The organism is Janthinobacterium leeuwenhoeki (assembly GCF_051380795.1).
Lineage (GTDB): Bacteria > Pseudomonadota > Gammaproteobacteria > Burkholderiales > Burkholderiaceae_D > Janthinobacterium.
In genome coordinates this window covers 41172-65510 of record NZ_JBNYXT010000016.1, presented here as the reverse complement: position 1 = coordinate 65510, position 24339 = coordinate 41172, and the positions used below count along the sequence as shown (strand labels likewise).

The following is a 24339-nucleotide window of genomic DNA, read 5'->3' as shown; positions in this document are numbered from 1 at the left end:
AGTTTTTGGGTCGTTAGCTCAGCTGGTAGAGCAGCGGACTTTTAATCCGTTGGTCGCAGGTTCGAATCCCGCACGGCCTACCAAATACTTCAGAAAAGCCAACCGTTCGCGGTTGGCTTTTTTGTTTTGCGCGCCAGCTGTTCCCTCCCCTCGCCATACCTGCCCGGCGTCACCCCCATCACCCTCTTGAACATGGCGATGAAGGCGCTGACGTTGTCGTAGCCCAGGTCCAGCGCAATCGTCGTGACGGGTTGGCCGGCGGCCAGCAGTTCCAGGGCGCGCAGGATGCGGGCGCGCTGGCGCCAGGCCGAGGGCGTAAAGCCCGTCTCGACCGTGAAACGGCGCGCCAGGGTGCGCGGCGACACGCCGGCCCAGGCGGCCAGCGCTTCCACGCCCCGCTCGTCGGCCAGGTCATCGAGCACGGCGCGCGCCACGCGCAGCAGGCGCGGGTTCGTCGGCAAGGGCAAGCCGAAGGGCTCGTGCGGCGTGGCGGCGATCTCGTCAAGGATCACGCCCGCCACCCGGGCTTGGCGCGCATCGAACACCCCAGCGTCCCATTCGCTGGCGCGGCCCACCGCTTCGCGCAGCAGACCCGAGACGCGCATTACGCAAGGGGCGGCGGGCAAGTTGCCGCAACTGGCCTCATCCACATACACGCTCCAGCCCGCAAACGGGCCATGCGAACGCAATGCATGGACGTGATGGGGCGGCATCCACACGCAGTGGCTGGCCGGCACCACCCACTGTCCGCTGTCGGCGGCAACGGAGAGCAAGCCCCGCATGGCGCCGAACAGCTGGCCGCTGGCATGGCGGTGCGGCGCCGTCACCCTTTCCTGCGGCTGGGAAATATGCATGGCGCGCAGCGACGGCAAGATTGGCGGATTTAACGTATCGAATGACATAAACAACGCAGGCAAGACAATCCCGTCATCATACAGTGGAGTCTTTCTATTGTTCAGGAGTTCAGCATGCGTGCAGAAGACGTATTACCCGATCAACAAAACCAGGGGCAGTTCAATGGCGTCACCGTGCGCAAGGGAACCGTGGGCGCCTTCCTGGCCAATGCCCGGCTATGGCTGGACGACGCCAGCAGCATCGATGAAAAGACCATCGCCGAACGCGACATCCTCGACGCCTTGCCCGCCCTGTACGCATTGGGACTGTTCGACATCCTGCAGGTGCGCGACGCGGCGCTGCGCGAACTGGTGTCCGTCTCCGCCGCGTGAGCGGGCACCGGCTCGTGCCCGGCGCGCATTTCCTCTATCATGCTGCTTTGCCCGCCTTCGCACCCGCCATGCCGTTTACCATTGCCACTCCCGTCCACAGCGAACTGATCATCAAGAAAAGTCGTTTCATCGGCTGCGTACAGCCGATGACAGACCGCGCCAGCGCGCAGCAGGTGGTCAATAGCCTGAAGGCGCAGCATCCTGGCGCCTGCCATGTGTGCTGGGCGCTGCTGGCGGGCGGGCAGTCGGCGGCCGTCGATGATGGTGAACCGAGCGGCACGGCCGGGCGGCCCATGCTCGACGTGCTGCGCCACCAGGACCTGGAAGGCGTGCTGGCCACCGTCGTGCGCTATTTTGGCGGGATCAAGCTGGGCGCGGGCGGCCTGGTGCGCGCCTACACGGATAGCGTGGCGCAAGCCCTGCTGCAGGTGGAAAAGACGGCCATCGTGCGCCAGCGAGCCCTGCGCTGCACGGTACCGTATGCGATGGAAGGCATGCTGCGCCGCGAACTCGATGGCGCCGGCGCCACTTTGCTGAACGTGGCGCACGGCGAGCGTGTGCTATTCGACTTCAGCCTGGCGGAAACGGCCGCCACCGCCCTGCTGGCCCATCTGGAGGAAGCGGGCAATGGACGGATACAGTGGCTGGACGCCGAGGACTGAGACTGAGACTGGCGCAGCTTATTGCACGCGGCGCACCTTGGGCGAGTTGTTCGTGCCTTCGATCTTCAGGAAGAAGGTGCCGATGAAATTGCGTTCGACCGTCACCTTGGGATTGTTCTGCGGCACCAGCACGGCGGAGCTGCCATCGACGATGCGCCACACCTGACCATTGCTCAATTTGATCAGTTCGTTGCCGCTCCAGCCATCGAACTTGCCAGCGATGCTGCTGCTGATCGACTTGTTTTCTTCCGGCTCGGCCGCCTTGGGCGCCTTGACCGTTTCCATGCCAAAGCTTTGCTCACGCTGCTGCGCGGTCGGCACGGCGGCAGGGGCGGCGACGCCGACGGCGACAGGCGCGGCGGCGCCCAAAGGAATGGCGTCATAGCATTTCACGCGGCTGGCGATATCGGCCAGCGAACGGCATTGCAACATGGCAGCATCATCGGCAAGAGCCGCACCCGACACGAACAACAGCGAAAACAGAGCTTTCATCGAAATTCTTTCAAAATAAGAGAAGTTACGCCAAGCATGCCGTTTGCCATGCATGCGGGGAATGATTATATCGATAGCCAAGGGCCGTGGCATGACAATCTTGCCACGGCATGTGGTGCTTGTGCGAAACTCAGGCGCCGCGCGGACGCTTGATCTGCAATAAGATGAAATGCGTCCACGCCAGCGCCGGCAGCACCATCAATAGCAGCATCAGTCCGGCCGGCATGTCCGGCACGAAACGCACGAAGCAACCGAGAAAACCGGCAATGGCCAGCCAGAAACGCCAGTTGAACGCATACGCCTTGCGCGCTACCGTCGCCAGGGCGATGCGCCAGAATTCCAGCAAGGCCCACAGGCCGCCCGTCAGCAGCAAGGCGGCCAGGGCATGGTCTCCGGGGGCGTCGGCCCAGGTGCGCACCAGCTTGTACAACAGCACGGGATAGCCGGCCGTGATGGCCAGGGTGGCCGGGCCGGCGGCGATGACAGCTTCCAACAGCTGCCCTTTGGAACGATGATCCACTAACTCTTGCTCCTCAAGCCACGACGCCCGAATGGGCGGCGATCACTTTCAGCGCGCCGGCCGCATTGTGCGCCCAGACGCGCGTAAAACGGAAGTCGCCATGCGTTTCCACGTCGTGATAGCTGCCCGTCAGGTGCATGCGCACGGAGACGACGGCCACGTTGCCATTGATGCGCACATGACGCTCGGAGGCGCGCAAGTCCGTGATGGCCAGCAGGCGCTGCTCGTGCGCGGCCAGGTCCGCATGCTTGCTCAGCAGATGACCCAGGTGATTGGTAAACAACAAATCGTCGGCCAGCAACTCATTCAGTACAGCCACATCGGAGGCCATCATGGCCAGGCGCAAGCGCTCTTCCACATCGAGTACCTGCACTTCCGTTAAAGCATTCATCTTTTTCCTTCAAATTGGCATGACATTAATAAATAGGCAAAATATGCTCGCATGAAATCTTCTTTTTCACAATCATCCGGCAGACCTATACCTGCGCTTATGCCTGTGAAGCATATTTATATAGCGTAATATTCGCAGCGGCATTGCGCAAAACGCCACCATAGTACTGTACAGTACTTGCCCTTCCGCCCCGGGCTGGGGCAACTGTCAGTTGTAGTACAGTTTTATGTGCTCCGTGCAGTCTCGAATAAAACCAAGATAAGGCCCCTTCATGGCAATTAACATCATCCTGAATCTGCTCGTTGCGTTGCTCGTCTTCGCCTTCATGTTCCAGCAGCAACGCAAACACGCGACGTTTACCGTGCGCGTCTTCACGGGCCTGGGCCTGGGCGTGCTGCTCGGTGCAGCCGTGCAGTGGTTGTATGGCGCCGGCTCGCCCATCATCGCCGGCACCAATGAATACATCGACATCGTCGGCAGCGGCTACGTAAAACTGCTGCAAATGATCATCATGCCGCTGATCATGGTCTCCATCATTTCCGCCATCCTGAAACTCAAGGATGCGAGTTCCCTGGGCAAGATCAGCGCCCTGACCATCGGCACCCTGCTCATCACCACGACGATCGCCGCCGCGCTGGGCATTTTGATGGCCAAACTGTTCGGCCTGACGGCGGTCGGCCTGACGTCGAGCGCCGCCGAAGTGGCGCGCGGCGTGCAGCTGCAAGGCTCGCTGGAAACGGCGAAAGCCCTGTCCCTGCCGAAACTGCTGGTCAGCTTCGTGCCGACCAACCCCTTCCTCGACATGACGGGCGCACGCAAGACCTCGACCATCGCCGTGGTGGTGTTCTCCATCTTCATCGGCATCTCGGCCACGGGCATCGCCGCGAAAAAGCCGGAAATCTTTGCTTCCTTCGAAAACTTCATGAAAGTGGCACACGCCATCGTCATGCGCATGGTCACCCTGGTGCTGCGCCTGACACCGTATGGCGTGTTCGCGCTGATGTTTGAAGTGGTGGCCTCGTCGAGCTACACGGACATCTTGAAATTGATCAACTTCGTCGTCGCCTCGTACAGCGCGCTGATATTGATGTTCCTCGTGCACCTGGCCATCATCGCCGGCGTGGGCCTGAACCCGCTGCGCTTCGTGAAAAAAATCTTCCCTGTGCTGGCCTTCGCCTTCACCTCGCGCACCAGCGCCGGTTCGATCCCGATGAGCGTGCAGACGCAAACCCAGCGCCTGGGAACGCCGGAAGGCATCGCCAACTTCGCCGCCTCGTTCGGTTCGACCATTGGCCAGAACGGCTGCGCCGGCATCTACCCGGCCATGCTGGCCGTCATGATCGCCCCTACCGTCGGCGTCGACCCGTTCACCGTCAGCTTCCTGTTGCCACTGCTGGCCATCATCACCATCGGTTCCGTCGGCGTGGCCGGCGTGGGTGGCGGCGCCACGTTTGCCGCCCTGATCGTGCTGTCGGCGATGGACTTGCCAGTGGCGCTGGCCGGCTTGCTGATCTCCGTCGAACCGCTGATCGACATGGGCCGCACGGCCCTCAACGTGAGCGGCTCGATCACGGCCGGCACCGTCACCAGCCGCGTCATGGGACAGACCGACCTGGCCGTCTACAACAGCGACGACGCGCCCGACTTGGACGAAGCGGAACACGCCGCCTAGAACGCATAACCAAACCTACTGCGCGTCGCGGGTCGCGGTTTCCGATGCTCACTGTGCATTCGCACAGTTCCGCTTCTCAACCACAACTCGCTACCGCTCGCTACGGTTTTGTTAGGCGTTCTTAAGCGCGTCCAGCCACACCACCGGCGCGCCGCGCCTTGCGCCTTCCTCTATATTTATTTACAACAAATACAGAGGAAGGCGCAAGGCGATGGAACAGAAATGGCCGCAGCACATCTGGATCGTGCGTCACGACCAGAGTGCCGGTAACGTGGCGCGTGATGCCGCCGAAGCGGAAAACAGTGATTGATCGCCATCGCCGAGCGCGATGTCGATGTCCCCCTCTCCGAACTGGGCGCGCGCCAGGCGCAAGCCCTGGCGACTGGTTCGCCACACTTCCCCCTGAACAACAAGCGAGCGTCGTGCTGTATTCGCCCTACGTACGGGCCCAGCAGACGGTGCAAGCCGTGCTGGCGCGCATCGATGCGGACAGCCTCGCCTCCGTGGTGGCCGACTCGCGCCTGCGCCCCTCGACCGTCTGACCGTACACGACATCGCCAGCAAATACCCGGAACGGCACGCGCAGCGCCAGCACGTGGACAAGTTTTACTTCCGTCTACCGGGCGGCGAAAGCTGGTGCGACGTCATCCTGCGCCTGCGCAGCGTGCTCGACACCATCACCCGCGCCTATCGGGGCGAAAGGGGGCCACCAGGTCATCGTCAATTGCTTTCGCTACCTGCTGGAACGCTGCAACGAGCACGCGATCCTGGCCATCGACAAGGCCGCCGACGTACCCAATTGCGGCGTCACCTCGTACGCCGTCAACCGCGCCCCGGGCAGGTACGGCAAGCTGCAGTTGGACCTGTGCAACTTCGTCGCGCCGAAATCCTGAGCGGGGGGGTAACAACGGCGGAAAAAACAACAGCATAAGCATATCCAGAAAGAATCGTTAGCGCCGGCGGGCGCCTCCCTTAAGCTCATGACAACTGTTTCCACACCGACACTAATCGAGCCCAAAGGACACCGCCTTGTATCCGCGCCACTCATCCGCCACGCCCTCCCTTCCCGCCACGCCGCTGCGCGTCATCGTGCTGGCCTGCGCCATGCTGGGCGCCCCGTCCGCCTGGGCCCAGGACGTGCAAGCCACCGCCAGCACAGGCACCACCGCTGAAACAGCTGGCGCCAGCATCGACCAGGTCACCGTCGTCGGCTCGCGCGCACGCAACCGCACCGTCTTCGACAGCAGCGTGCCCATCGACCGCTTCGGCGCGCGCGAAGTGAGCAATGCGCTGTCGACGGGCGACGTGGGCGCGGCCCTGCAAGCCCTGTCGCCCTCGATCAACTTCCCCCGCATCGAGTCGAGCGGCGCGTCGGACTCCGTGCGCGGCATCCAGCTGCGGGGACTGGCGCCCGACCAGGTCTTGGTGCTGATCAACGGCAAGCGCCGCCACACGAGCGCCGTGCTCGACACGGAAAGCAGCTTTGCCGGCACCGTGCCGGTCGACATCAACGCCATTCCCCCAAACGCCATCGACCACATCGAAATCCTGCGCGACGGCGCGGGCGCCCAGTACGGCAGCGACGCCGTGGCGGGTGTCATCAACATCGTGCTGAAAAAAGCCCGCACGGGCGGCGCCGCTTCCGTCAGCTATGGCGCTAACCACACGCATTTCGACCCGACCGATCAAACCCTGACGGATGGTCAGACCGTCATCGTCAACGCCGACTATGGCGTGCCGCTGGGCGAGGCGGGATTCTTCCGCTTCGGTGCGGAAACGCGGCGCCGCTCGCCCACGGAACGGGCCGGCCCCAGCGACGCGGGCTGGACTTCCTACAACTACACGCCAGCCGACCAGGCGCTGGACGGCAAGGTCGTATTCAAGTCCGGCGACTCGCGCCAGCGCAACAACTATTTGTTCTACAACACCCAGCTCACCCTCTCCAACGGCCTGGACCTGTACTCGTTTGCTACCTTGAACGAACGCACATCGGACGGCAGCGCCTACTTCCGCTATCCGGGCGACCCGTCGAATGTACTGGCGCTGTACCCGAACGGCTACCGCCCCGTCACCAACGGCGACAAGCGCGACCTCAGTATCGTGGCCGGCGTGCGCGGCTGCGCGGGCGAGTGGAACTGGGACGCCAGCGCGCGCCACGGCAGCGACCGCTTTGACTACGGCGTGAGCCACTCCGTCAACGCCTCGCTGGGCGCAGCCAGCCCCACGCGTTTCAAGCTGGCCGGCTTCGATTTCCGCCAGAATGCCTTGAACCTCGATGCCACGCGCAGCATCGACATCGGTCTGCCCGCGCCTTTAAGCGTGGCGGTGGGCGCCGAATGGATGCGCGAAACCTACACCAGCTCGGCTGGCGACCCCGCTTCGTACGCGGCCGGCAGCTTCACGGACGCTCCGCCGGGCGCCCAGGCGGGGCCGGGCTTGCGTCCATCCGACGCCTATGACGGCAGCCGGCAGATCCGCTCCGTGTATGCGGACGTGGAAAGCGATCTCACGCCGCGCCTGCTGGTCGGCGCCGCCGCCCGCTATTCCCACTACAGCGACTTCGGCAGCGCCAGCACGGGCAAGCTGTCCACGCGCTATAAAGTGACGGACAACTTCCTCGTACGCGGCTCGCTGTCGAACAGCTTCCGCGCGCCAGCCCTCGTGCAGACGGGATTCCGCTTCGCCACACTGAACTTCAACGCCGATGGCACAGCCCTGCAAACATCAGCCCTGCTGCCGGCCAGCGACCCGCTGGCGCGCAGCTTCGGCGCGCAACAGCTGAAACCTGAAAAATCGACCAACGTATCGCTGGGCCTGGCCTGGAAACCGGCCGCCGCCACCAGCGTGACGGTGGATGCCTACGTGATCCGCATCCGCGACCGCATCACCCGCTCGAGCGACTTGCAAAGCGACGCCGTCACGGCCTATCTGGCCGCCAATGGCCGCAGCGACATCCAGTCCGTGGCCTACCTGGCCAACCTGCTCGACACGCGCACAAAGGGCCTGGACGTGGTGCTGAATCACGACATTGCCTTCACGTCAGGCAAGCTGAACCTGAACGCGGCGCTGAACCTGAACAAGACCAGCCTCGACAAGGTGCGCCAGAGTTCCGCTACGCTATCCAATATCGATCCCAGTCTGACCCTGTTGACGGAGACGAGTTTGTTCCGCATCAAACATGCGTCACCGACCAGCAAATTGATCCTCGGTGCCGACTGGCAAGCGACAGGCTGGGGCGTGCAGGCGCGCGCCACGCGCTTTGGCGAACTGCAAGATTTTTCGTATGACAGCGATGCGCCCTTGATCGACGGCATCCCCGCACAGCGCTTCGGCGCCGTCTGGTCGCTGGACCTGGAGGGCCAGTTAAAACTGAGCAAGCAGCTGACCCTGAGCGTGGGCGGCAACAATATCCTCGACCGCTATCCGCAGCGCGTGCGGGAAACGAACAACGCCACGTATGGCGGCGCCCTGCCCTACAATTTCATCAACCCCATCGGCGTCAATGGCGCCTACTTTTACGCTAAATTAAGCTACACGTTCTGACACTGGATACAAAGGAAATCATGATCATCAAACGCATCTCCCACCTCGTCGCCGGCGCCTGCCTGAGCGCCTTCCTGCTGTCCAGCGCCCAGGCTGCCGCGCCGCTGGTGCTGATGACGGACTTCGGCACGGCCGACGGCGCCGTCTCGGCCATGCATGGCGTGGCTTATGGCGTCGATCCCCAGCTGACCATCTCGGACCTGACGCACCAGATTCCCGACTACGACATCTGGCTGGGCGCCTACCGTTTGTACCAGACGGCCAATTACTGGCCGCAGGGCACGGTATTTGTTTCTGTCATCGACCCGGGCGTGGGCACGGCGCGCAAGTCGGTGGTGCTGAAAACCAAGGGCGGGCGCTACTTCGTGGGGCCGGACAATGGCCTGTTCACCCTGATCGCCGAGCGCGACGGCGTGGCCGAACTGCGCGAAATCGATGAAAAGGTCAATCGCCTGGCCGGTTCCGCCGAGTCGTACACCTTCCATGGCCGCGACGTGTACGCGTATGTCGGCGCACGCCTGGCGTCGGGCGCCATCAGCTATGAACAGGTGGGCCCGCAATTGCCAAGCGAATCCGTGGTGAAGATCGCGTATCAAAAGCCTGTACGCGACGGCAATACCATCCGCGGCATCGTGCCCGTGCTGGACGTCAAGTATGGCAATGTGTGGACGAATATCCCGAAATCCCTGCTCGACGAGTTGCAGGTAAAACTGCACGACCCGCTGCACGTGCGCATTTTGCACAAGGGCAAGCAAGTGGCCAAGGTCACGGCGCCGTTCGAACACACCTTTGGCGGCGTCGCCAAGGGCAAGCCGCTGGTCTACCTGAACAGCCTGCTCGACGTGGCTGTCGCCATCAGCCAGGGTGACTTTGCTGCCAAGCATCATATTCAATCAGGCGTGGATTGGGAGGTAGAAGTGAGCAAGGCCCCTGCTACAAAATAAGCTGTTCCTTCACGGCCAGGACGCCCTGGTACGAGCAAGTCCAGGTAAAAAAAAGAGCCTTCCGAAGAAGGCTCTTGAAATACCACGGCGCAGCGCAAGCTGGCCTTGGCCCAGTATTACTTTTGCAGACTGACTGACGTCGACTTCGGCGTGCGGCGTCCCATCAGGAACAGCAAGGCCTTTATCAGCATGCGGTAGACGAAGCGTACCAGCAGCAGGGTCAGCACGCATTCGAGCAGGGTCAGTATCATGGCCACGGCCACGGGCATGCGCGCGGCGCGGCGGTGGAACTTGGCCACGGCGCCATCGCGGGCGATTTCGATGCTGTCATAGAAGGTCGGCACGACCAGCAGGGTCAGAATCGTCGAGGTGATGGTGCCGCCGATGATGGCGATCGCCAATGGACGGTAGAACTCGCCGCCCTCGCCCAGGCCCAGCGCCACGGGGAACATGCCGGCGATCAGCGCAAACGTCGTCATCAGGATGGGGCGCAGACGCATGCGGCCTGCATACATCAGTGCGTCTTCGCGGCCATGGCCCTCTTCCTCGCGCTTGCGCGCCGCGTCGAGCAGCAAGATGGCGTTCTTGGCGACCAGGCCCATCAGCATGATGATGCCGATAAAGCTCATCAGGTTGAGGGTGTTGTTGGTGATCACCAGCGCCACCACCACGCCGATCAGGCTCAGCGGCAAGGACATCATCACGGCCACCGGTGCCGTAAATGAACCAAACTGCATGACCAGGATCAAATACATCAGGCCGATACCCATCACCAGCGCGATCAGCATTTCCGTGAACAGCTCTTGCTGATCCTGGCCGGCGCCGCCCAGCGCCAGACCGTAGCCGGGCGGGAAGTCGATGGAGTTGGCCAGTTTCATGGCGTCGCTCGTCACTTCGCCGTTTGAGCGGCCTTGCGCATTGGCCGACACGGTAATCGTGCGCTTGCCATTCTTGTGCTCGATGCCGGACGGGCCCTTGCCCATGGTGATGGTGGCGATCTGGTCGAGCGGCACCATTTGCGAGGTACCCGTCACGCTGATCGGCAGGCGTTCGATGTTCTCGGACGCCACGCGGTCATCGGGATGCAGGCGCACGGCCACATCGCGCGTCTCGCCCGTCGGATCGACCCAGTCGCCCACTTCCACGCCGGCAAACGCCACGCGCAACGATTGCGCCGCATCATTGACGGAAATACCCATCGAGTTGGCCAGGCCGCGGTTGAGCTCGATCTGCAGCTCGTTTTTCGGGTCTTGCTCGGACAGGCCCACGTCGACGGCGCCAGGAATGGCGCGCAGCTTGTCCATATAGGCGTTGGTAATTTCCATGAGTTTACGCGAATCCGGACCCGTGAATTCCACCTGGATCGGTTTTTGCGAACCGTTGCTCAAGTCATCCTGCACCACGTATTCGGCGCCCACCAGGCGCGACATCTTCTCGCGCAGCTCGACGGCGATTTCCTTGGCCGAACGCTTGCGGGTGTTGCGCTTGCCGATATCGACATAGACCCGTCCGCCACCGGCATTGATGGAGCTGTTGGTATCCTTGGTTTCAGGCAAGGTACGCGCCAGCACGGCCGCCGCTTCCAGTTTCAAACGCGAATACTCGATGCTGCTCGACGATGGCGTGCGCACATTGATCATCAGATTGCCCGAATCGGATGCTGGCAAGAAACTCGTACCGCCATGCGTGTAGTGCAGGACGATGGCGCCCACCAGGCTGCTGAAGGCGATGACGGCCATCCAGCGGCGGTGATGCAGGGCCCAGGCGATCACGCGGCCGTAACGGTCAGCCTGGTGGTCGAACCAGTGGTTGAATTTTTCCAGCATGCGGCCGACACCCTTTTTCGGCACCGAGTGTTCCTCGACCGGGTCGCCCCAGTAGGCCGACAGCATCGGGTCGAGCGTAAACGAGATGCCCAGGCTGACAAGCACCGAGCACGTCACCGTCAAGGCGAATGGACGGAACCATTCGCCTGAGATACCAGGCATGAAGGCCACGGGAATGAATACGGCTATGATGGAGAAGGTCGTGGCGGCCACGGCCATGCCGATCTCGGCCGTGCCTTCCAGCGCGGCCGTGCGGCGGTCCTTGCCCATCTGCATGTGTCGCACGATGTTTTCACGCACCACGATGGCGTCATCGATCAGCACGCCGATGGCCAGCGACAGGCCCAGCAAGGTCATGAAGTTCAGGGTAAAGCCGCACAGCCACACGGCAATGAAGGCGGCAATCACGGAAGTAGGCAGGCTCAGCGCCGTGATCAGGGTCGAACGCCACGAGTTCAGGAAGGCGTAGACGACGAAGATCGTCAGCACGGCGCCCAACACCAGCGATTCAATCACATTGTTCAGGCTATGCTGGGCGTTCTCGCCGCCGTCGCGCGTCACTTGCAGGATCGTGCCTTTCGGCAAGGTCTTGTTGATTTCCGCCACCATGTCGCGGATCTTGTTGGCCACGCTGACGGTGGAGGCGTCGCGCACGCGGGTGATGGAGATGCCCACGTTGGGCTTGCCGCTGCGCATGCTCAGGCTGTTGACTTCGGCAAAGCCATCTTCGATGGTGGCCACTTGCGCCAGGCGCACGATTTCCTCGCCGCGGCGCTTGATCACCACTTGCTCGAAGTCGCTTGGCGACTCGATGCGGCCCACCAGGCGGATGCTTTTCTCATCCAGGATGCCGCGCACCTTGCCCACGGGCGCATTCGTGTTCTGGTTGCGCAAGGCGGTGACGACATCGCTGACGGAAACATTGTATTCACGCAACTTTTCCGCCCGCAACAGCACGGACAGCTCGCGTTTCAGCGAACCGCCCACGTTGACCAGCGCCACGCCATCGACGGTGCGGAAGCGGTCCGACAGCACGTCTTCGGCCAGGCGCGAAATTTCCGCATGGCTTTGCGTATTCGACGACAGGGCCAGCTGCATGATCGGTTCGGCAGCCGGGTCGATGCGCTGCAAGATCGGCTCGCGCATTTCCGTCGGCAACTTGTAGCGCACGGCGGCAATGGCATTGCGGATATTGTCGGACGCCTCGATCAAATTGGTATTGAAGGAAAACTGCAGGAAGATAGTGGCCGAACCTTCATTCGAATCGCTATTGACTTCGGTCACGCCGGAAATACTTTGCAAGGATTTTTCCAGGCGGTTCACCACTTCGCGCTCGACCGTGTCGGGCGATGCGCCAGGGTAAGGGATGCTGACGACGATGAAGGGCACTTCGACGTCCGGATTCTGGTTGACACGCAGTTTCTTGAGCGCCAGCAAACCGACACACATCATGGCTAGGATCAGGACGATGGTGGCGGTGGGCCGCTTGATACTGAAATCGGAAAGGAACATGGCTTAGTTTCCTTTACCGGCAACGGCGGCACTGCTGCTGGCCACGGCGGCGGCGGGCACGACCTTGCCGGCCGTCAATTCCACTTTCTGCCCATCCTTGAAGGTCGAGCCCGGCGTGCGCAACACGGTGTCGCCGCTGGCCAGGCCACTTTGCACTTCCCACTGGCCCGTGCGCACGTCGCGCGCGCCGATGCGCAAGTTGACTTTATGCAAAGCCTTGTCCTTGACCTTCCACGTGTACGTCACGTCGCCCGCCTTCACCAGAGCCGAGTCGGGTATCATCAGCGCGCTGACGGTTTCCGTCTCGATGCGCCCTTCCGCATACAGGCCGGCCACGCGCGGTTGTTCCTTGTCGTTGAAATCGACCAGCACGGCCACCTGGCGCGTGACAGTGTTGGCGGCAGGATCGACGCGGCGCACCTTGCCCGCGAAATCCTGGCCTGGATAACCATTGATGCGGAACAGCACGGGCTGGCCCACCTTGACGACGCCGATCTTGTCGGCCGACACCAGGCCTTCCAGGCGCATGCTGGTCGGATCGATGACCTTGATCAATTCCTTGCCGATTTGCGCCGTATCGCCATTCGATACCTTGCGCTCGCTCACGATGCCGTCGAACGGCGCGCGCACGAGGGTGCGCTGCAGTTGCTGACGAGCCTGGGCAGCGCGGCTTTTCGCGGCGGACAAATCGCTTTGCGCATTGTTGCGGCGGATTTCCGCGTCTTCCAGCGCCTGCGTCGACGTCATGCCCGAGGCGCGCAGGGTTTTCATGCGCTGAAACATGCGTTCGGACTGCTCCAGCACCTGGCTGGCGGCGCGGCTGGCTTCCTCGGCCGAATTGAGGCTGTCGCGGATGGACGTTTCGTCCAGGCGCACCAGCACGTCGCCCCGTTTGACGGCTTCACCGTTTTCCTTCATGACCTGGATCACCACGGCCGATACTTCGGCGCGCAAGTCCGCGTTGCGCTCAGGCTGCACGGAACCGGTGATGACAGGCCCCGACGCCAATGCATTGCTCTGGATGGTCAGCAGATCTTCCGGGGAAACCAGCAGATTGACGGCAGCGCCCGCCTGTTCCTTGGCATTCTTGCCGCCCTTGCCGGGATCTTTGGACTCTTTGCCGCAAGCGGCCAGGGCAGAAGCGATTGCCAGAACAAACAGGGTTTTGCGCAACATGGGTAATTCTCCGGATAGATGGCACCGCTACCGTCCCGTCGGCCCGGATAGGGCAGGCAAGCGATAGGCAGGCGTTTATTTTTATTAAAACCACAAGCGCCAAAGTATCCATGAGCACATCTGGACATGTCAATCGGCGGTTTCCTGTAATGCTTTAATCAATGGATGAAACGTAGTTTTGACGCCCTGAAACGCAAAACCCCGCCATCCGGCGGGGTTTTGCGTTTCAGGGGAGGCGAACTTAGCGGGCAAAAACGGTGTTGATCAGGAAACCGATGGCCACGCCAGTGCACAGGCCGCCGGCGATTTCCACCAGGGTATGGCCCATGCGCTCGCGCAAGGTCTTGTGCGCGGCGCTGCCCGCTTCCCTGGCCAGGCGGTTGATGGCCGCCGCCTGCTTGCCCACGTGCTGGCGCAGGCTGTTGGCGTCGATGATGACGATGAAGGCCAACGTCACCGCCACGCCGAAGGCGGGATGGGCTATGCCTTCGCGCAAGGCGATCAGGGTGGCCATGCTGGAGACGACGGCGCTATGGTTGCTGGGAAAGCCGCCATTGCCGACCAGGCCGAACGCCCATTGCCGCGTGCGGACACTGTTGATCAGGAATTTGATCGGTCCGACCAGGATCCAGGTGATCAGGGGCGTGACGAGGTAAGCGATATCCACGGGGTATTCCTTCTTATATATATGTAGAGAGTGTGCAAGAGACTGCGGCAGCCGGATGGGCGCGCCGCAATTATCGCAGATCATCCGCGCCAGCAGAACGGTCTGTCGTCAGCCTATAAAACGCCGCCCCCGGCGGCAACTACTATAAAATCATGGCATATACAACAATTGACGTATATCAACACTGAGTGCGGCGCGCACAGCGGCGCGGATAATCAAACGTCTTAACACTTGCAACGGGGTCCTCATGCGACATTTCAGAATTTCCTTTTTAGTCACTTTTATCCTGATGGCGGTGTCGGGCTGGTGGGGTTACAGCCATGGCGGCGTGTCAGGCATGATCCAGGCGCTGTGGATCACGGGCGTGCTGGGCATCATGGAAGTGTCGCTGTCGTTCGACAATGCGGTGGTGAATGCCTCGGTCTTGCGTCACTGGAATGAATTCTGGCAAAAACTGTTCTTGACGGTTGGTATCCTCGTGGCCGTCTTCGGCATGCGGCTGCTGTTCCCGCTGGTTATCGTTTCTGTCGCCACGGGCCTGGGCCTGGTCGATGTCTGGACCATGGCCACCACTACGCCGGAAGTGTATGCCAAGCACCTGACGGACAACCATGCGCAAGTGGCAGCCTTCGGCGGCGCCTTCCTGCTGCTGGTGTTCCTGAACTTCATGTTCGACGATGAGAAGGAATTGCACTGGCTGGGCTGGGCCGAGGAAAAAGTCAACGCGCTGGGCACCGAAAGCCTGGCCGTGCTGATCACCATGGGCGCCGTGGCGGCCTGCGTGGCGATGGGTCCCGTGGACGAAAAATACAGCGTGCTCGCTTCGGGCATCGTCGGCATCGCCGTCTACATCGGCGTGAACTGGATCAGCGGCTTGCTGGAAGAAGGCGAACCGGACTTGCAGGATGACGCAGAAGAAGGCGCCGCACCAGCCAAAAACGGCAATGGCGATCTAGTAAAAACGGTGGCGCGCGGCAGCATCGGCGGCTTCCTGTACCTGGAAGTGCTGGACGCCTCGTTCAGCTTTGACGGCGTGATCGGCGCATTCGCCATCACCAACGACGTCGTCATCATCATGCTGGGCCTGGCCATCGGCGCCATGTTCGTGCGCTCGATGACCGTCTTCCTGGTGCACAAGGGCACGCTGGACGAATTCGTCTACCTCGAGCACGGCGCCCATTATGCGATCGGCATCCTGGCCCTGATCATGCTGGCCTCCGTCAAATACCATATTCCGGAATGGTTCACGGGCCTGTCGGGCGTGGCCTTCATTCTCGTTTCGCTGTGGTCATCCTTGCGCTATCGCAAACGGCACGCGGCACAAGCTTGAAATCGGGGCTTCCGCCCCCAATTGAGAGAGTAATGGCACGAGCGCTTTGCGCTCATCCCATGAAGGCATGATTAAGTTTAATTACTAAAGGAGCACTACATGGCAATCAGTTTGCAAAAAGGCGGCAACGTCAACCTGAGCAAGGAAGCACCGAACCTGAAGAAGATCATCGTCGGCCTCGGCTGGGATCCTCGTTCGACGGACGGCGCCACCTTCGACCTTGACGGTAGCGCTTTCCTCCTGAAAAGCGACGGCAAAGTCCGTGGCGACTCTGACTTCATCTTCTACAACAACCTGAAGTCGACCGACGGCTCCGTCGTCCACACGGGCGACAACACCACGGGCGAAGGCGACGGCGACGATGAACGCATCGAAATCGACCTGACCCGCGTGCCGGCCGACATCGACCGCATCAGCGTCACCGTCACCATTCATGACGCCGACGCGCGCCGCCAGAACTTCGGCATGGTCTCGAAAGCCTTCATCCGCTGCCTGAACGCGGAAGGCGAAAAAGAAATCGCCCGCTACGACCTGTCCGAAGACAGCTCGACGGAAACGGCGATGATCTTTGGCGAAATCTACCGCTACAACGGCGAATGGAAGTTCAAGGCGATCGGCCAGGGCTTCAACGGCGGCCTGGGCCCTCTGGCCCGTTCGTTCGGCGTCAACGCTTGATTTTTTTCATGAGCTAAACGCAGCCGCCTGAATATCATCAGGCGGCTTTTTTTTGGAGATTTATCATGCCAGTATTTAGTGTCACCGGCGACGTCGATCCATTCTTGCACGTCAGCATGAAGCAGGGCGAAACCATCTATTGCGAATCTGATGCGATGGTGATGATGGAAACGGCGCTGGATTTGAAAGGCAAGATGACGGGCGGCCTAGGCAGCGCCATCATGCGCCGCTTCGCGAATGGCGAATCGTTCTTCCAGCAGCATATCGAAGCGGTGCGCGGCAGCGGCGATTGCCTGCTCTCGCCCACCCTGCCGGGCGCCATCGAAGTGATCGACGTGGGCGCGCGCCAGTACCTGCTCAACGACGGCGCCTTTGTCGCCGCCACCTCGGGCACGGAAATGAAGGTGCGCACGCAAAGCATCGGCAATGCCTTGTTCGCCCAGTCGGGCGGCTTCTTCGTCATGGAGACGGCCGGCACGGGACAAGTGGTGGTGTCGGGCTTCGGCTCCATGTTCCAGCTCGACGTCGAGCCGGGCAAAGATGTCGTGATCGACAATTCCCACGTCGTGTGCTGGGACAACAGCCTGAAATACGAGATTTCCGTGACCACGGGCGGCGGCGCAAGCGGCGGCGGCATCGGCGGCTTCCTCGGCAATATCGTCAACAGCGTCACCAGCGGCGAAGGCATCGTGCTGCGCTTTTCCGGCTCGGGCAAGGTCTTCATCTGCTCGCGCAACCGTGATGCATTTTTGAAATGGACGGCCAGCGGCAAAGCTAGTTAGAGGCACCTGACCAAACCTACTGCGCGTCGGCATAGGCGGCCTGCGATGCTCACCGTACTTGAGTACGGTTGCGCTTCTCGGCCACCTCTTCCTTCCGCTCGCTACGGTTTTGTCAGGCGCTGTTAGTTTGCTGCTCAACGTTGTGGTTCAAAAAAATCTAAGGCCAGGTTAAGTCTGGCCGTTTAGAATTCACGCGCGCGCACCTGCGCGCGGCTTCCCCTATTTTCACCCGGTCCCCGTACATGCAAAGAGTCTGGTTCAACAAAACATTTTCCTCGGTCGGCACGGCCATGCGCCTGATCCGCGAGGCCGATATGGCCGCCACAGGCGGTGCGCCCCGCTATCACATCGTGTGCAGCAATACGAACGAGCACGCGGCCGCCTTCTTGTCGGCCCACGAATACGCGGTCGAACCGTCAGGACTGACGGGCCTCAATTATGTCGAGTGGTGTCTGGAATTTTGCCGCGACCGGGACATCACGATTTTCTGGCCCGGCAAGGAAGCGGGCCTGATCGGCAGCGCCAGCGCACGCTTTGCCGCCATCGGCACGCGCGTGCTCAGCGTGGCCAGCGAAGAGACGCTGACCCTGATGCACGACAAGGCACGCTTCTGCGACGGCCTCGATCTGCCCATGGCGCGCCCGGCCGACTACCGCGCCGTGACGACCATCGAGGAATACGACGCCGCCTACGCCGAACTACGCCCTCGCTACCCTAAACTGTGCATCAAGCCGTCCGAATCCGTGTATGCCCTGGGCTTTGCCATTCTCGATGAAGAGCGCAGCAGCGCCCAGCTGTTGCTGGCCGGCGCCGCCTATCAGATCAATGCGCAAGAGCTGCGCAATGGCCTGGCGCAGATGGCATCGTTCAAGACCCTGCTGCTGATGGAATACCTCGATGGCCACGAATACAGCGCCGACTGCGTCGCCGACCAGGGCAAGCTCGTTTGCGCCGTGCCGCGCAAGAAGCTGCATGGGGGCGGCAGCGGCCAGCTGATCGAGCTGCGCGCCGACTTGCTGGCAGCCTGCGACAAACTGGCGCGCGACTACCGCCTGAATGGCGTCTTCAACATCCAGTTCCGTGTAGGCGCGAATGGCCTGGCGCTGCTGGAAGTCAACCCGCGCATGTCGGGTGGCATCGGCATGGCGTGCGCGGCCGGCCCCAACCTGCCCTACCTGGCGCTGGCCGGTTTCGACCAGGGCTTTGACAAACTCACCGTGCCCGCCATCCGTGTAGGCATGCGCGTGGGCGAAGCGGCCTACGCTGTGGAGCTGCCATGAACATCGTCAAGCAGCAGATGCCCACGGGCGAGCTGACCTTGAAAGTGGACGAGGCGCGCTTTCCGCTGGACTGGCTGATCGGCTTTGCCGCGCGCGCCAACGCCAAACGGGGCTTCCTGTTCCTGTCCAAGGTACTGGGCAAGCACTGGCCCGTCACGCCGCGCGCCATGCAAACCATCCACGACGACCTGGCCGCGCAAATCCCCCCCAGCCTGCCCGGTCCCGTGGTCTTCATCGCCATGGCGGAAACGGCCGTCGGCCTGGGCCAGGGCGTGTTCGAAGCATGGCTGCGCGCCAATCCGCATGGCAAGGCCCTGTTTTTGCACAGCTCGCGCTATCGCGTAGGCACGGTGCCCTTCTTCGAGTTCGAGGAATCGCACAGCCACGCGCCGCGCCAGTTTTTGCATTTGTCGGACGCGGCCAGCGCGCTGTTTTCCACGGCCCGCAGCCTGGTGCTGATCGACGATGAAGCGTCGACCGGCAACACCTTCGCCAACCTGGTGCAAGTGTGCCGCGCGCGCTATCCGCAACTGGAAAAACTGCACCTGGGCGTGATCACCAATTTCATGGGCCAGGCTGCCAACGCGGGCTTGAGTGAGCGTTTCGGCCTGCCCACCAGCATCGGCGCAGCCTTGTCCGGCCAGTATGCCTTCCAGGCCGGCGATGCGCCGGCTCCCGTGGCGGCCAGCGCGCAGCGCTTCGAGGCGAATGCGGAACGGGGCGCCAGCCCCGCGTTCGGACGCATCGGCGTGGGGCGCGCCCTGGCGCCGCCGCAAGGCCTGGCGATGCAGCTGGCGCAGGAAATCGGCACCGGCGACTCCGTGCTGGTGCTGGGCACGGGCGAATTCATGCACCCGTCATTCTTGCTGGCGCGCGAGCTCGAAGCGCTGGGCAAAAACGTGGTGGTGCAATCGACTACGCGCTCGCCGATTTTATCGTGGGGCGCCGTCGGGCATATCGTCAACTGCGACGACAACTACGGCGAAGGCATCGCCAACTACCTGTACAACGTGGCGCCTGGCCAGTACCAGCACGTTTTTATCTGCCATGAAACCCCGGCCAGCCCGGCCCTCATGCAACTCGCCGGCCAGTTGACTGGCCGCCTGTTCCACTTTCAGTCAGAGACCAAAATTGAAGAAATTCCTGTTTGTTGATCTGGACGACACACTGTTCCAGACCCCGAAAAAATGCCCCGGCGAGAGCGACCTGCAGCCAGCCGCCTATTTAAAAAATGGCGACGCCTGCTCGTTTACGACGGCGCGCCAGCGCGCCTTCTTTGACTTCGCGCAAAGCGGCATGACCCTGATCCCCGCCACGGCGAGAAATGGCGACGCCTTCCGTCGGGTCGACCTGCCGTTTACCAGCTACAGCGTGCTCGATTACGGCGGCATCGTGCTGCAGCCGGGCGGCGCGCTCGACGCGGGCTGGCTGGCCCTGATGCAAAACGACATGCAGACGGCCTTGCCCGGCCTGCGTGATGCCATGCGCATCATCGACGATTTCCAGGTCAAGACGGGCATGCCCTCGCGCGCGCGCCTGATCGAGGACTACAACACGCCGTTCTACATCGTCGTCAAGGACCATGAAGCGCGCGGCGAGCGCCTGGCCGACATCGAAGAGCAGGTGCTGCAGCAATGGATCGCCACCGAAGGCGCCGACTACTTCATCCACCGCAACGGCAACAACCTGGCCGTGCTGCCGAAGACCCTGAACAAGGCGCGCGCCGTGGCTTACCTGCGCGCGGAGCTGGAAGCCGAGCATGGCCCCATCGTCAGCTTCGGCATGGGCGACAGCCGTTCGGACGCCCGCTTCATGGCTGCCTGCGACTACGCCATCATCCCCAACGGCACCCAGCTGGCGGCACTCACGGTGGCGGCGCTATGAGCGACGGCACGCAGCATTTCAGCGGCAGCTACCGCCAGGAAGACGTGGAGTTTCTGCTCACGCCGATGGCGCTCGAACCGATCCTCGATCTGGCCGAAAAAGAGCGCTTGATCCAGTCGGGCCAGCGCCACTACAGCGAAATGCTGTCGCCCGAATCCCTGCCCTCGCCCGCCTACCTGGCCCTGTTCCAGAGCGCGTTTGCGGCCAACCGCCTGCAGATGGCGCGCGACTGCCTGCGCCTGGCAGCCCTGATCGCGGCGCGCCGCACGGGGCCCATCACCCTGGTGTCGCTGGCGCGTGCCGGCACGCCCGTGGGCGTCATCCTGGGGCACTTGCTGCGCCAGGTATTCCAGCGCGAGTGCAGCCACTATTCCGTCTCCATCATCCGCGACCGCGGCATCGATGCGAACGCCCTGCAGCGCATCCTGGCGCACGGCCATGCGGCCGAATCCATCGTCTTCATCGATGGGTGGACGGGCAAAGGCGTGATTTCGCGCGAACTGCGCCAGACGGTGAACGACTTCAACGCCGCGCATGGCACGGCTATCGATGGCGGCCTGTTCGTGCTGTCCGACCTGGCCGGCACCGCCGCCTGCGCCGCCTCGGCCAGCGACTACCTGATCCCGTCGAGCATTCTGAATGCCACCGTCTCGGGCCTGGTCAGCCGCTCCGTGCTCAATGAAGCCATCGGCCCGGATGACTTCCATGGCTGCGTGTACTACGCGCAGTTCGAAGCGCACGACCAGTCGCGCGATTTCGCCGACGGCCTGGTGGCCGACGCCATGGCCATTGCCGCCAGCAGCGGCGTCCCGCTGGCCGAAGCGAGCGATGCGCCAGCCATGGCGGCCCGCTCGCAAGCCTACATGGCCGCGGCGCAGCAGCAATACGGCATCAGCGACATCAACCTGATCAAACCAGGCATCGGCGAAGCGACGCGCGTGCTGCTGCGCCGCGTGCCCGAGCGCCTGATCGTGCGCGACACGAATGCGCCGGACGTGGCACATTTGCTGCTTCTGGCGCAGGAAAAAGCCATACCCGTCATCGTAGAACCGGCGCTGCCTTACCAGGCGGTCGCCCTTATCAGGAGCGCAGTCGATGGATAACAACTCCCTACACCCACAAAGTGAGCATAAAGCGGCGCTGGGCGCCTCCATGTATGTGCCGACCACGCACAAGGACTTGCTGGCGATCGCCAATGGCGACAAATTCAGCCATTTGCGTTCGGTCATACTTTGCACCGAAGACGCCATCGCGGAACGCGACCTCAGTTACGCGCTGTTCAACCTGTCGATGACACTGCAAAACATGTGCGACGAATCGGATACCTTGCGCTTCGTGCGCGTGCGCAATCTCGACGTGCTGGCGCGCGTGCTGACCATGCCGGGCGCCGAAAAATTGAGCGGCTTCGTGCTGCCGAAATCCACGCGCCACAACTTCGCCGCCTACTTCGAGCTGGTGCGCCACACGCATCACTTGCTGATGCCGACCCTGGAAACGGCGGAAGTGTTCGACGACGAGGAAATGAAGCAGTTCCGCATCATCCTGTCGGCGCCGGAAGTGCGGCGTCGCATCCTGGCGCTACGCATCGGCGGCAACGACTTGTTGGCCCTGCTGGGACTGCGCCGCCCCACCAGCGGCACCATCTATCAAACACCGCTGGGCCAGGTCATCGGCCGCCTGGTGACGATTTTCAAGCCGCACGGCTTCCAGCTGACGGCGCCCGTCTTCGAGCACCTGTCGCAGGGCAGCTGGCTGGACGCCGAAGTGGCGCAGGACATGGCGCACGGCATGATCGCCAAGACGGCCATCCACCCGGACCAGGTGCCGCAGATCGAGCGCCACTACCAGGTGGCGCAGTCGGACATCGAACTGGCGCTGCGCATCATCGACCCGGACAGCCCGGCCGTGTTCCGCATGCAGGAATCGATGTGCGAGGTGGCCACGCACAGCAGCTGGGCGCTACGCATCATCGAGCAGGCGCGCCTGTTCGGCATCCGGCATGCGGCTGACGCGGCGCCGGTACACCTATCGAATACCTCATTGACTCAACTCTCAAGCGACGAAGGGATTGCACGACCATGACCAATTTCACACGCGGACAAAAAGGCAAACTGGCTGACCTGGGCTTGAATGGCCCGTTTGCCGTCACGCTCGATATCGTTTCGGGTTCGATGGAAGTGGACGTCAGCTGCTTCGGCGTCGATGCGGCCGGCAAGCTGTCGGACGACCGCTACATGGTGTTCTTCAACCAGAAAAGCGCGCCGGACAACGCCATCACGGTGGACTTGAACGGCCCCCGCTCCACCTTCCAGGTGGACCTTTCCCGCCTGCCCGCCTCGATCGACAAGCTGGTTTTCACGGCGGCGACGGAACAGGGCAGCATGCGCGCACTGGGCAACTCCAGCATGGCGCTGGGCCAGGCGGCCACGTTTGCCTTCACGGGCAATGACTTCCAGGACGAGAAAGCCGTCATCATCGGCGAACTGTATCGCCGCGACGGCAGCTGGCGCTTCGGCGCCGTGGGCCAGGGCTTTGCCGGCGGCCTGGCGGCGCTGCTGAAACACTTTGGCGGCAGCGAGGCAGCTTCTTCGTCCCCTGCTCCCGTGTCCACGCCAGCAGCGCCACCGCCGCCGGCGAATAAAATCTCGCTGTCGAAGATCCGCCTGGAAAAGCGCGGCGACAAGATTTCGCTCGACAAGCGCGACAGCGGCGGCTATGGCCGCATCCGTGTCAACCTGAACTGGAACCAGAACGCCGCGCAAGGCCAGGCGCCCGCCTCGAAGCTGGACACGGGCTTCCTCGGCAAGCTGTTCAACAAGCCGACCGGCCGCTCGGGCGGCATCGACCTCGATATCGGCTGCCTGTTCGAAATGAGCAGCGGCGCCAAGAGCGCCGTGCAGGCGCTGGGCAACAGCTGGGGCGCCTACGACCGGCCGCCCTACATCCACCTGGAAGGCGACGACCGCACGGGCAGCATCAGCAGCGGCGAAAACATCTTCATCAACGGCACGCATTTCGACCAGATCAAGCGCGTGCTCGTGTACGCCTTCATCTACGAAGGCGTGCCGAACTGGGCCGCCACGGATGGCGTCGTGACGATCGAGATTCCCGGCCAGCCTACCGTGGAAGTGCGCCTCGATACAGACAGCTCGCACGCCATGTGCGCCATCGCCATGCTGGAAAACCACGGCGGCAACCTGCAGGTGACAAAATTGGTGGAATACTTCGGCGGCCAAGGTAAAATCACGGCGCACCAGGCCATGGACGAAAGATATAACTTTGGCCTGAACTGGAAAGCCGGACGGAAAGACTAATTCTTTCTCCAACTAAACAATTCACCCGCAACCATGACCCCTACGACCAAAAAAGTCACCTTCGCCTTCGCCATCTTCCTCGTGGCCGGCTTCCTGCTGCTGGCCGCCTACACCTGGATGGCCCTCAGCTTCTCGTACTCGGAAGGCGAACGGGCGGGCTACCTGCAGAAGTTCTCCAAACGGGGCTGGATCTGCAAGACATGGGAAGGTGAATTGCTGCTCACCGCGCTGCCGGGCACCATCCCGGAAAAATTCCAGTTCAGCGTGCGCGATGAAGACGTGGCGAAGCAGTTGACGGCCGCGGCCGGCAAGCGCATCCTCGTCACCTACAGCCAGCACAAGGGCGTGCCCACGCAATGCTTCGGCGAGACGGAATATTTTGCCGATAAAGTCGTCTTGAGCCAGTAATACCGCCATTCCAACAACTCCAGCAACATCGCGCC

The 24339-nt window shown here is 62.3% G+C and carries 22 protein-coding genes and 1 tRNA gene; 16 read left to right on the top strand and 7 right to left on the bottom strand.

All coding sequences use genetic code 11. The annotated features are described in order from the left end of the window. Nucleotides 1-7: 7 nt before the first annotated feature. Nucleotides 8-83, top strand: a tRNA-Lys gene (locus ACQ4WS_RS14500). Nucleotides 84-89: 6 nt separating this feature from the next. On the opposite strand, the gene ACQ4WS_RS14495 is transcribed toward ACQ4WS_RS14500, so the two are convergent. After that, nucleotides 90-854, bottom strand: a complete 765-nt coding sequence (locus ACQ4WS_RS14495) for an AraC family transcriptional regulator (protein WP_436477310.1) — start codon at nucleotides 852-854, stop codon at nucleotides 90-92. 114 nt (nucleotides 855-968) lie between these two features. Here ACQ4WS_RS14495 and ACQ4WS_RS14490 point away from each other — a divergent pair, with 114 nt between their 5' ends. Both ACQ4WS_RS14490 and ACQ4WS_RS14485 read left to right on the top strand, forming a co-directional pair. Then, nucleotides 969-1226 (top strand): hypothetical protein, encoded by a 258-nt coding sequence (locus ACQ4WS_RS14490; protein ID WP_436477308.1) that lies wholly within the window; start codon nucleotides 969-971, stop codon nucleotides 1224-1226. Between the two features lie 68 nt (nucleotides 1227-1294). Next, nucleotides 1295-1888, top strand: a complete 594-nt coding sequence (locus tag ACQ4WS_RS14485; protein ID WP_436477307.1) for an IMPACT family protein — start codon at nucleotides 1295-1297, stop codon at nucleotides 1886-1888. Nucleotides 1889-1906: 18 nt separating this feature from the next. Here the strand turns inward: ACQ4WS_RS14485 and ACQ4WS_RS14480 are convergent, their stop codons facing one another. From ACQ4WS_RS14480 to ACQ4WS_RS14470, 3 genes are all read right to left on the bottom strand, one after another. Further along, a complete protein-coding gene (locus tag ACQ4WS_RS14480; RefSeq protein ID WP_436477305.1) occupies nucleotides 1907-2380 on the bottom strand; it encodes a hypothetical protein in 474 nt (157 codons plus the stop codon). A gap of 130 nt (nucleotides 2381-2510) precedes the next feature. After that, complete coding sequence (locus ACQ4WS_RS14475; RefSeq protein ID WP_436477303.1) at nucleotides 2511-2900, bottom strand: hypothetical protein; 390 nt, start codon at nucleotides 2898-2900, stop codon at nucleotides 2511-2513. A 13-nt stretch (nucleotides 2901-2913) separates the two neighbouring features. After that, nucleotides 2914-3291, bottom strand: coding sequence for a nuclear transport factor 2 family protein (locus tag ACQ4WS_RS14470; RefSeq protein WP_436477301.1), 378 nt, complete (start codon nucleotides 3289-3291; stop codon nucleotides 2914-2916). A gap of 271 nt (nucleotides 3292-3562) precedes the next feature. Between ACQ4WS_RS14470 and ACQ4WS_RS14465 the strand changes: the two genes are divergently transcribed. The 3 genes from ACQ4WS_RS14465 (at nucleotide 3563) to ACQ4WS_RS14455 (ending at nucleotide 9450) form a co-directional block, all read left to right on the top strand. Next, nucleotides 3563-4963 (top strand): L-cystine transporter, encoded by a 1401-nt coding sequence (locus ACQ4WS_RS14465; RefSeq protein WP_436477299.1) that lies wholly within the window; start codon nucleotides 3563-3565, stop codon nucleotides 4961-4963. Between the two features lie 1029 nt (nucleotides 4964-5992). Continuing rightward, the gene (locus tag ACQ4WS_RS14460; RefSeq protein WP_436477297.1) at nucleotides 5993-8506 is read left to right on the top strand and encodes a TonB-dependent receptor plug domain-containing protein; all 2514 of its coding nucleotides are present in this window, start codon (nucleotides 5993-5995) and stop codon (nucleotides 8504-8506) included. Nucleotides 8507-8526: 20 nt separating this feature from the next. Next, nucleotides 8527-9450 carry an SAM hydrolase/SAM-dependent halogenase family protein gene (locus ACQ4WS_RS14455; protein ID WP_436477295.1) on the top strand — a complete coding sequence of 308 codons (924 nt, stop codon included), beginning with the start codon at nucleotides 8527-8529 and terminating at the stop codon, nucleotides 9448-9450. A 116-nt stretch (nucleotides 9451-9566) separates the two neighbouring features. Here the strand turns inward: ACQ4WS_RS14455 and ACQ4WS_RS14450 are convergent, their stop codons facing one another. From ACQ4WS_RS14450 to ACQ4WS_RS14440, 3 genes are all read right to left on the bottom strand, one after another. Next, nucleotides 9567-12788 (bottom strand): efflux RND transporter permease subunit, encoded by a 3222-nt coding sequence (locus tag ACQ4WS_RS14450; RefSeq protein ID WP_436477293.1) that lies wholly within the window; start codon nucleotides 12786-12788, stop codon nucleotides 9567-9569. A gap of 3 nt (nucleotides 12789-12791) precedes the next feature. After that, a complete protein-coding gene (locus ACQ4WS_RS14445; protein ID WP_436477291.1) occupies nucleotides 12792-13964 on the bottom strand; it encodes an efflux RND transporter periplasmic adaptor subunit in 1173 nt (390 codons plus the stop codon). 241 nt (nucleotides 13965-14205) lie between these two features. After that, complete coding sequence (locus ACQ4WS_RS14440) at nucleotides 14206-14631, bottom strand: divergent PAP2 family protein (protein WP_436477289.1); 426 nt, start codon at nucleotides 14629-14631, stop codon at nucleotides 14206-14208. Between the two features lie 247 nt (nucleotides 14632-14878). Here ACQ4WS_RS14440 and ACQ4WS_RS14435 point away from each other — a divergent pair, with 247 nt between their 5' ends. The 10 genes from ACQ4WS_RS14435 (at nucleotide 14879) to ACQ4WS_RS14390 (ending at nucleotide 24304) form a co-directional block, all read left to right on the top strand. After that, a complete protein-coding gene (locus ACQ4WS_RS14435; RefSeq protein ID WP_436477287.1) occupies nucleotides 14879-15961 on the top strand; it encodes a DUF475 domain-containing protein in 1083 nt (360 codons plus the stop codon). 99 nt (nucleotides 15962-16060) lie between these two features. Further along, nucleotides 16061-16636 carry a TerD family protein gene (locus ACQ4WS_RS14430; protein WP_436477285.1) on the top strand — a complete coding sequence of 192 codons (576 nt, stop codon included), beginning with the start codon at nucleotides 16061-16063 and terminating at the stop codon, nucleotides 16634-16636. 65 nt (nucleotides 16637-16701) lie between these two features. Beyond that, a complete protein-coding gene (locus ACQ4WS_RS14425; RefSeq protein WP_436477283.1) occupies nucleotides 16702-17418 on the top strand; it encodes a TIGR00266 family protein in 717 nt (238 codons plus the stop codon). A gap of 242 nt (nucleotides 17419-17660) precedes the next feature. Beyond that, entirely contained in the window at nucleotides 17661-18698 is a 1038-nt protein-coding gene (locus ACQ4WS_RS14420) for an ATP-grasp domain-containing protein (RefSeq protein ID WP_436477281.1), read from the top strand. Next, complete coding sequence (locus ACQ4WS_RS14415) at nucleotides 18695-19852, top strand: phosphoribosyltransferase domain-containing protein (protein WP_436477279.1); 1158 nt, start codon at nucleotides 18695-18697, stop codon at nucleotides 19850-19852. The genes ACQ4WS_RS14420 and ACQ4WS_RS14415 overlap by 4 nt, the downstream gene beginning before the upstream one ends. Further along, nucleotides 19830-20582 carry an HAD family hydrolase gene (locus tag ACQ4WS_RS14410; RefSeq protein WP_436477277.1) on the top strand — a complete coding sequence of 251 codons (753 nt, stop codon included), beginning with the start codon at nucleotides 19830-19832 and terminating at the stop codon, nucleotides 20580-20582. Before ACQ4WS_RS14415 ends, ACQ4WS_RS14410 begins: the two co-directional genes overlap by 23 nt. Then, nucleotides 20579-21685 carry a cysteine protease StiP family protein gene (locus tag ACQ4WS_RS14405; RefSeq protein WP_436477275.1) on the top strand — a complete coding sequence of 369 codons (1107 nt, stop codon included), beginning with the start codon at nucleotides 20579-20581 and terminating at the stop codon, nucleotides 21683-21685. The genes ACQ4WS_RS14410 and ACQ4WS_RS14405 overlap by 4 nt, the downstream gene beginning before the upstream one ends. Beyond that, the gene (locus ACQ4WS_RS14400; protein ID WP_436477273.1) at nucleotides 21678-22664 is read left to right on the top strand and encodes an HpcH/HpaI aldolase/citrate lyase family protein; all 987 of its coding nucleotides are present in this window, start codon (nucleotides 21678-21680) and stop codon (nucleotides 22662-22664) included. Before ACQ4WS_RS14405 ends, ACQ4WS_RS14400 begins: the two co-directional genes overlap by 8 nt. Further along, nucleotides 22661-23896, top strand: a complete 1236-nt coding sequence (locus tag ACQ4WS_RS14395) for a TerD family protein (protein WP_436477271.1) — start codon at nucleotides 22661-22663, stop codon at nucleotides 23894-23896. Before ACQ4WS_RS14400 ends, ACQ4WS_RS14395 begins: the two co-directional genes overlap by 4 nt. A 33-nt stretch (nucleotides 23897-23929) precedes the next feature. Beyond that, the gene (locus ACQ4WS_RS14390; protein ID WP_034759290.1) at nucleotides 23930-24304 is read left to right on the top strand and encodes a DUF8785 domain-containing protein; all 375 of its coding nucleotides are present in this window, start codon (nucleotides 23930-23932) and stop codon (nucleotides 24302-24304) included. The last annotated feature ends 35 nt before the right edge of the window (nucleotides 24305-24339 follow it).

Excerpts from the sequence above, each read along its gene's own strand:
- ACQ4WS_RS14495 (WP_436477310.1), bottom strand. The coding sequence starts at position 854 with ATGCATATTTCCCAGCCGCAGGAAAGGGTGACGGCGCCGCACCGCCAT.
- ACQ4WS_RS14490 (WP_436477308.1), top strand. The coding sequence starts at position 969 with ATGCGTGCAGAAGACGTATTACCCGATCAACAAAACCAGGGGCAGTTC.
- ACQ4WS_RS14485 (WP_436477307.1), top strand. The coding sequence starts at position 1,295 with ATGCCGTTTACCATTGCCACTCCCGTCCACAGCGAACTGATCATCAAG.
- ACQ4WS_RS14480 (WP_436477305.1), bottom strand. The coding sequence starts at position 2,380 with ATGAAAGCTCTGTTTTCGCTGTTGTTCGTGTCGGGTGCGGCTCTTGCC.
- ACQ4WS_RS14470 (WP_436477301.1), bottom strand. The coding sequence starts at position 3,291 with ATGAATGCTTTAACGGAAGTGCAGGTACTCGATGTGGAAGAGCGCTTG.
- ACQ4WS_RS14465 (WP_436477299.1), top strand. The coding sequence starts at position 3,563 with ATGGCAATTAACATCATCCTGAATCTGCTCGTTGCGTTGCTCGTCTTC.
- ACQ4WS_RS14455 (WP_436477295.1), top strand. The coding sequence starts at position 8,527 with ATGATCATCAAACGCATCTCCCACCTCGTCGCCGGCGCCTGCCTGAGC.
- ACQ4WS_RS14450 (WP_436477293.1), bottom strand. The coding sequence starts at position 12,788 with ATGTTCCTTTCCGATTTCAGTATCAAGCGGCCCACCGCCACCATCGTC.
- ACQ4WS_RS14445 (WP_436477291.1), bottom strand. The coding sequence starts at position 13,964 with ATGTTGCGCAAAACCCTGTTTGTTCTGGCAATCGCTTCTGCCCTGGCC.
- ACQ4WS_RS14435 (WP_436477287.1), top strand. The coding sequence starts at position 14,879 with ATGCGACATTTCAGAATTTCCTTTTTAGTCACTTTTATCCTGATGGCG.
- ACQ4WS_RS14430 (WP_436477285.1), top strand. The coding sequence starts at position 16,061 with ATGGCAATCAGTTTGCAAAAAGGCGGCAACGTCAACCTGAGCAAGGAA.
- ACQ4WS_RS14425 (WP_436477283.1), top strand. The coding sequence starts at position 16,702 with ATGCCAGTATTTAGTGTCACCGGCGACGTCGATCCATTCTTGCACGTC.
- ACQ4WS_RS14420 (WP_436477281.1), top strand. The coding sequence starts at position 17,661 with ATGCAAAGAGTCTGGTTCAACAAAACATTTTCCTCGGTCGGCACGGCC.
- ACQ4WS_RS14415 (WP_436477279.1), top strand. The coding sequence starts at position 18,695 with ATGAACATCGTCAAGCAGCAGATGCCCACGGGCGAGCTGACCTTGAAA.
- ACQ4WS_RS14405 (WP_436477275.1), top strand. The coding sequence starts at position 20,579 with ATGAGCGACGGCACGCAGCATTTCAGCGGCAGCTACCGCCAGGAAGAC.
- ACQ4WS_RS14400 (WP_436477273.1), top strand. The coding sequence starts at position 21,678 with ATGGATAACAACTCCCTACACCCACAAAGTGAGCATAAAGCGGCGCTG.
- ACQ4WS_RS14395 (WP_436477271.1), top strand. The coding sequence starts at position 22,661 with ATGACCAATTTCACACGCGGACAAAAAGGCAAACTGGCTGACCTGGGC.
- ACQ4WS_RS14390 (WP_034759290.1), top strand. The coding sequence starts at position 23,930 with ATGACCCCTACGACCAAAAAAGTCACCTTCGCCTTCGCCATCTTCCTC.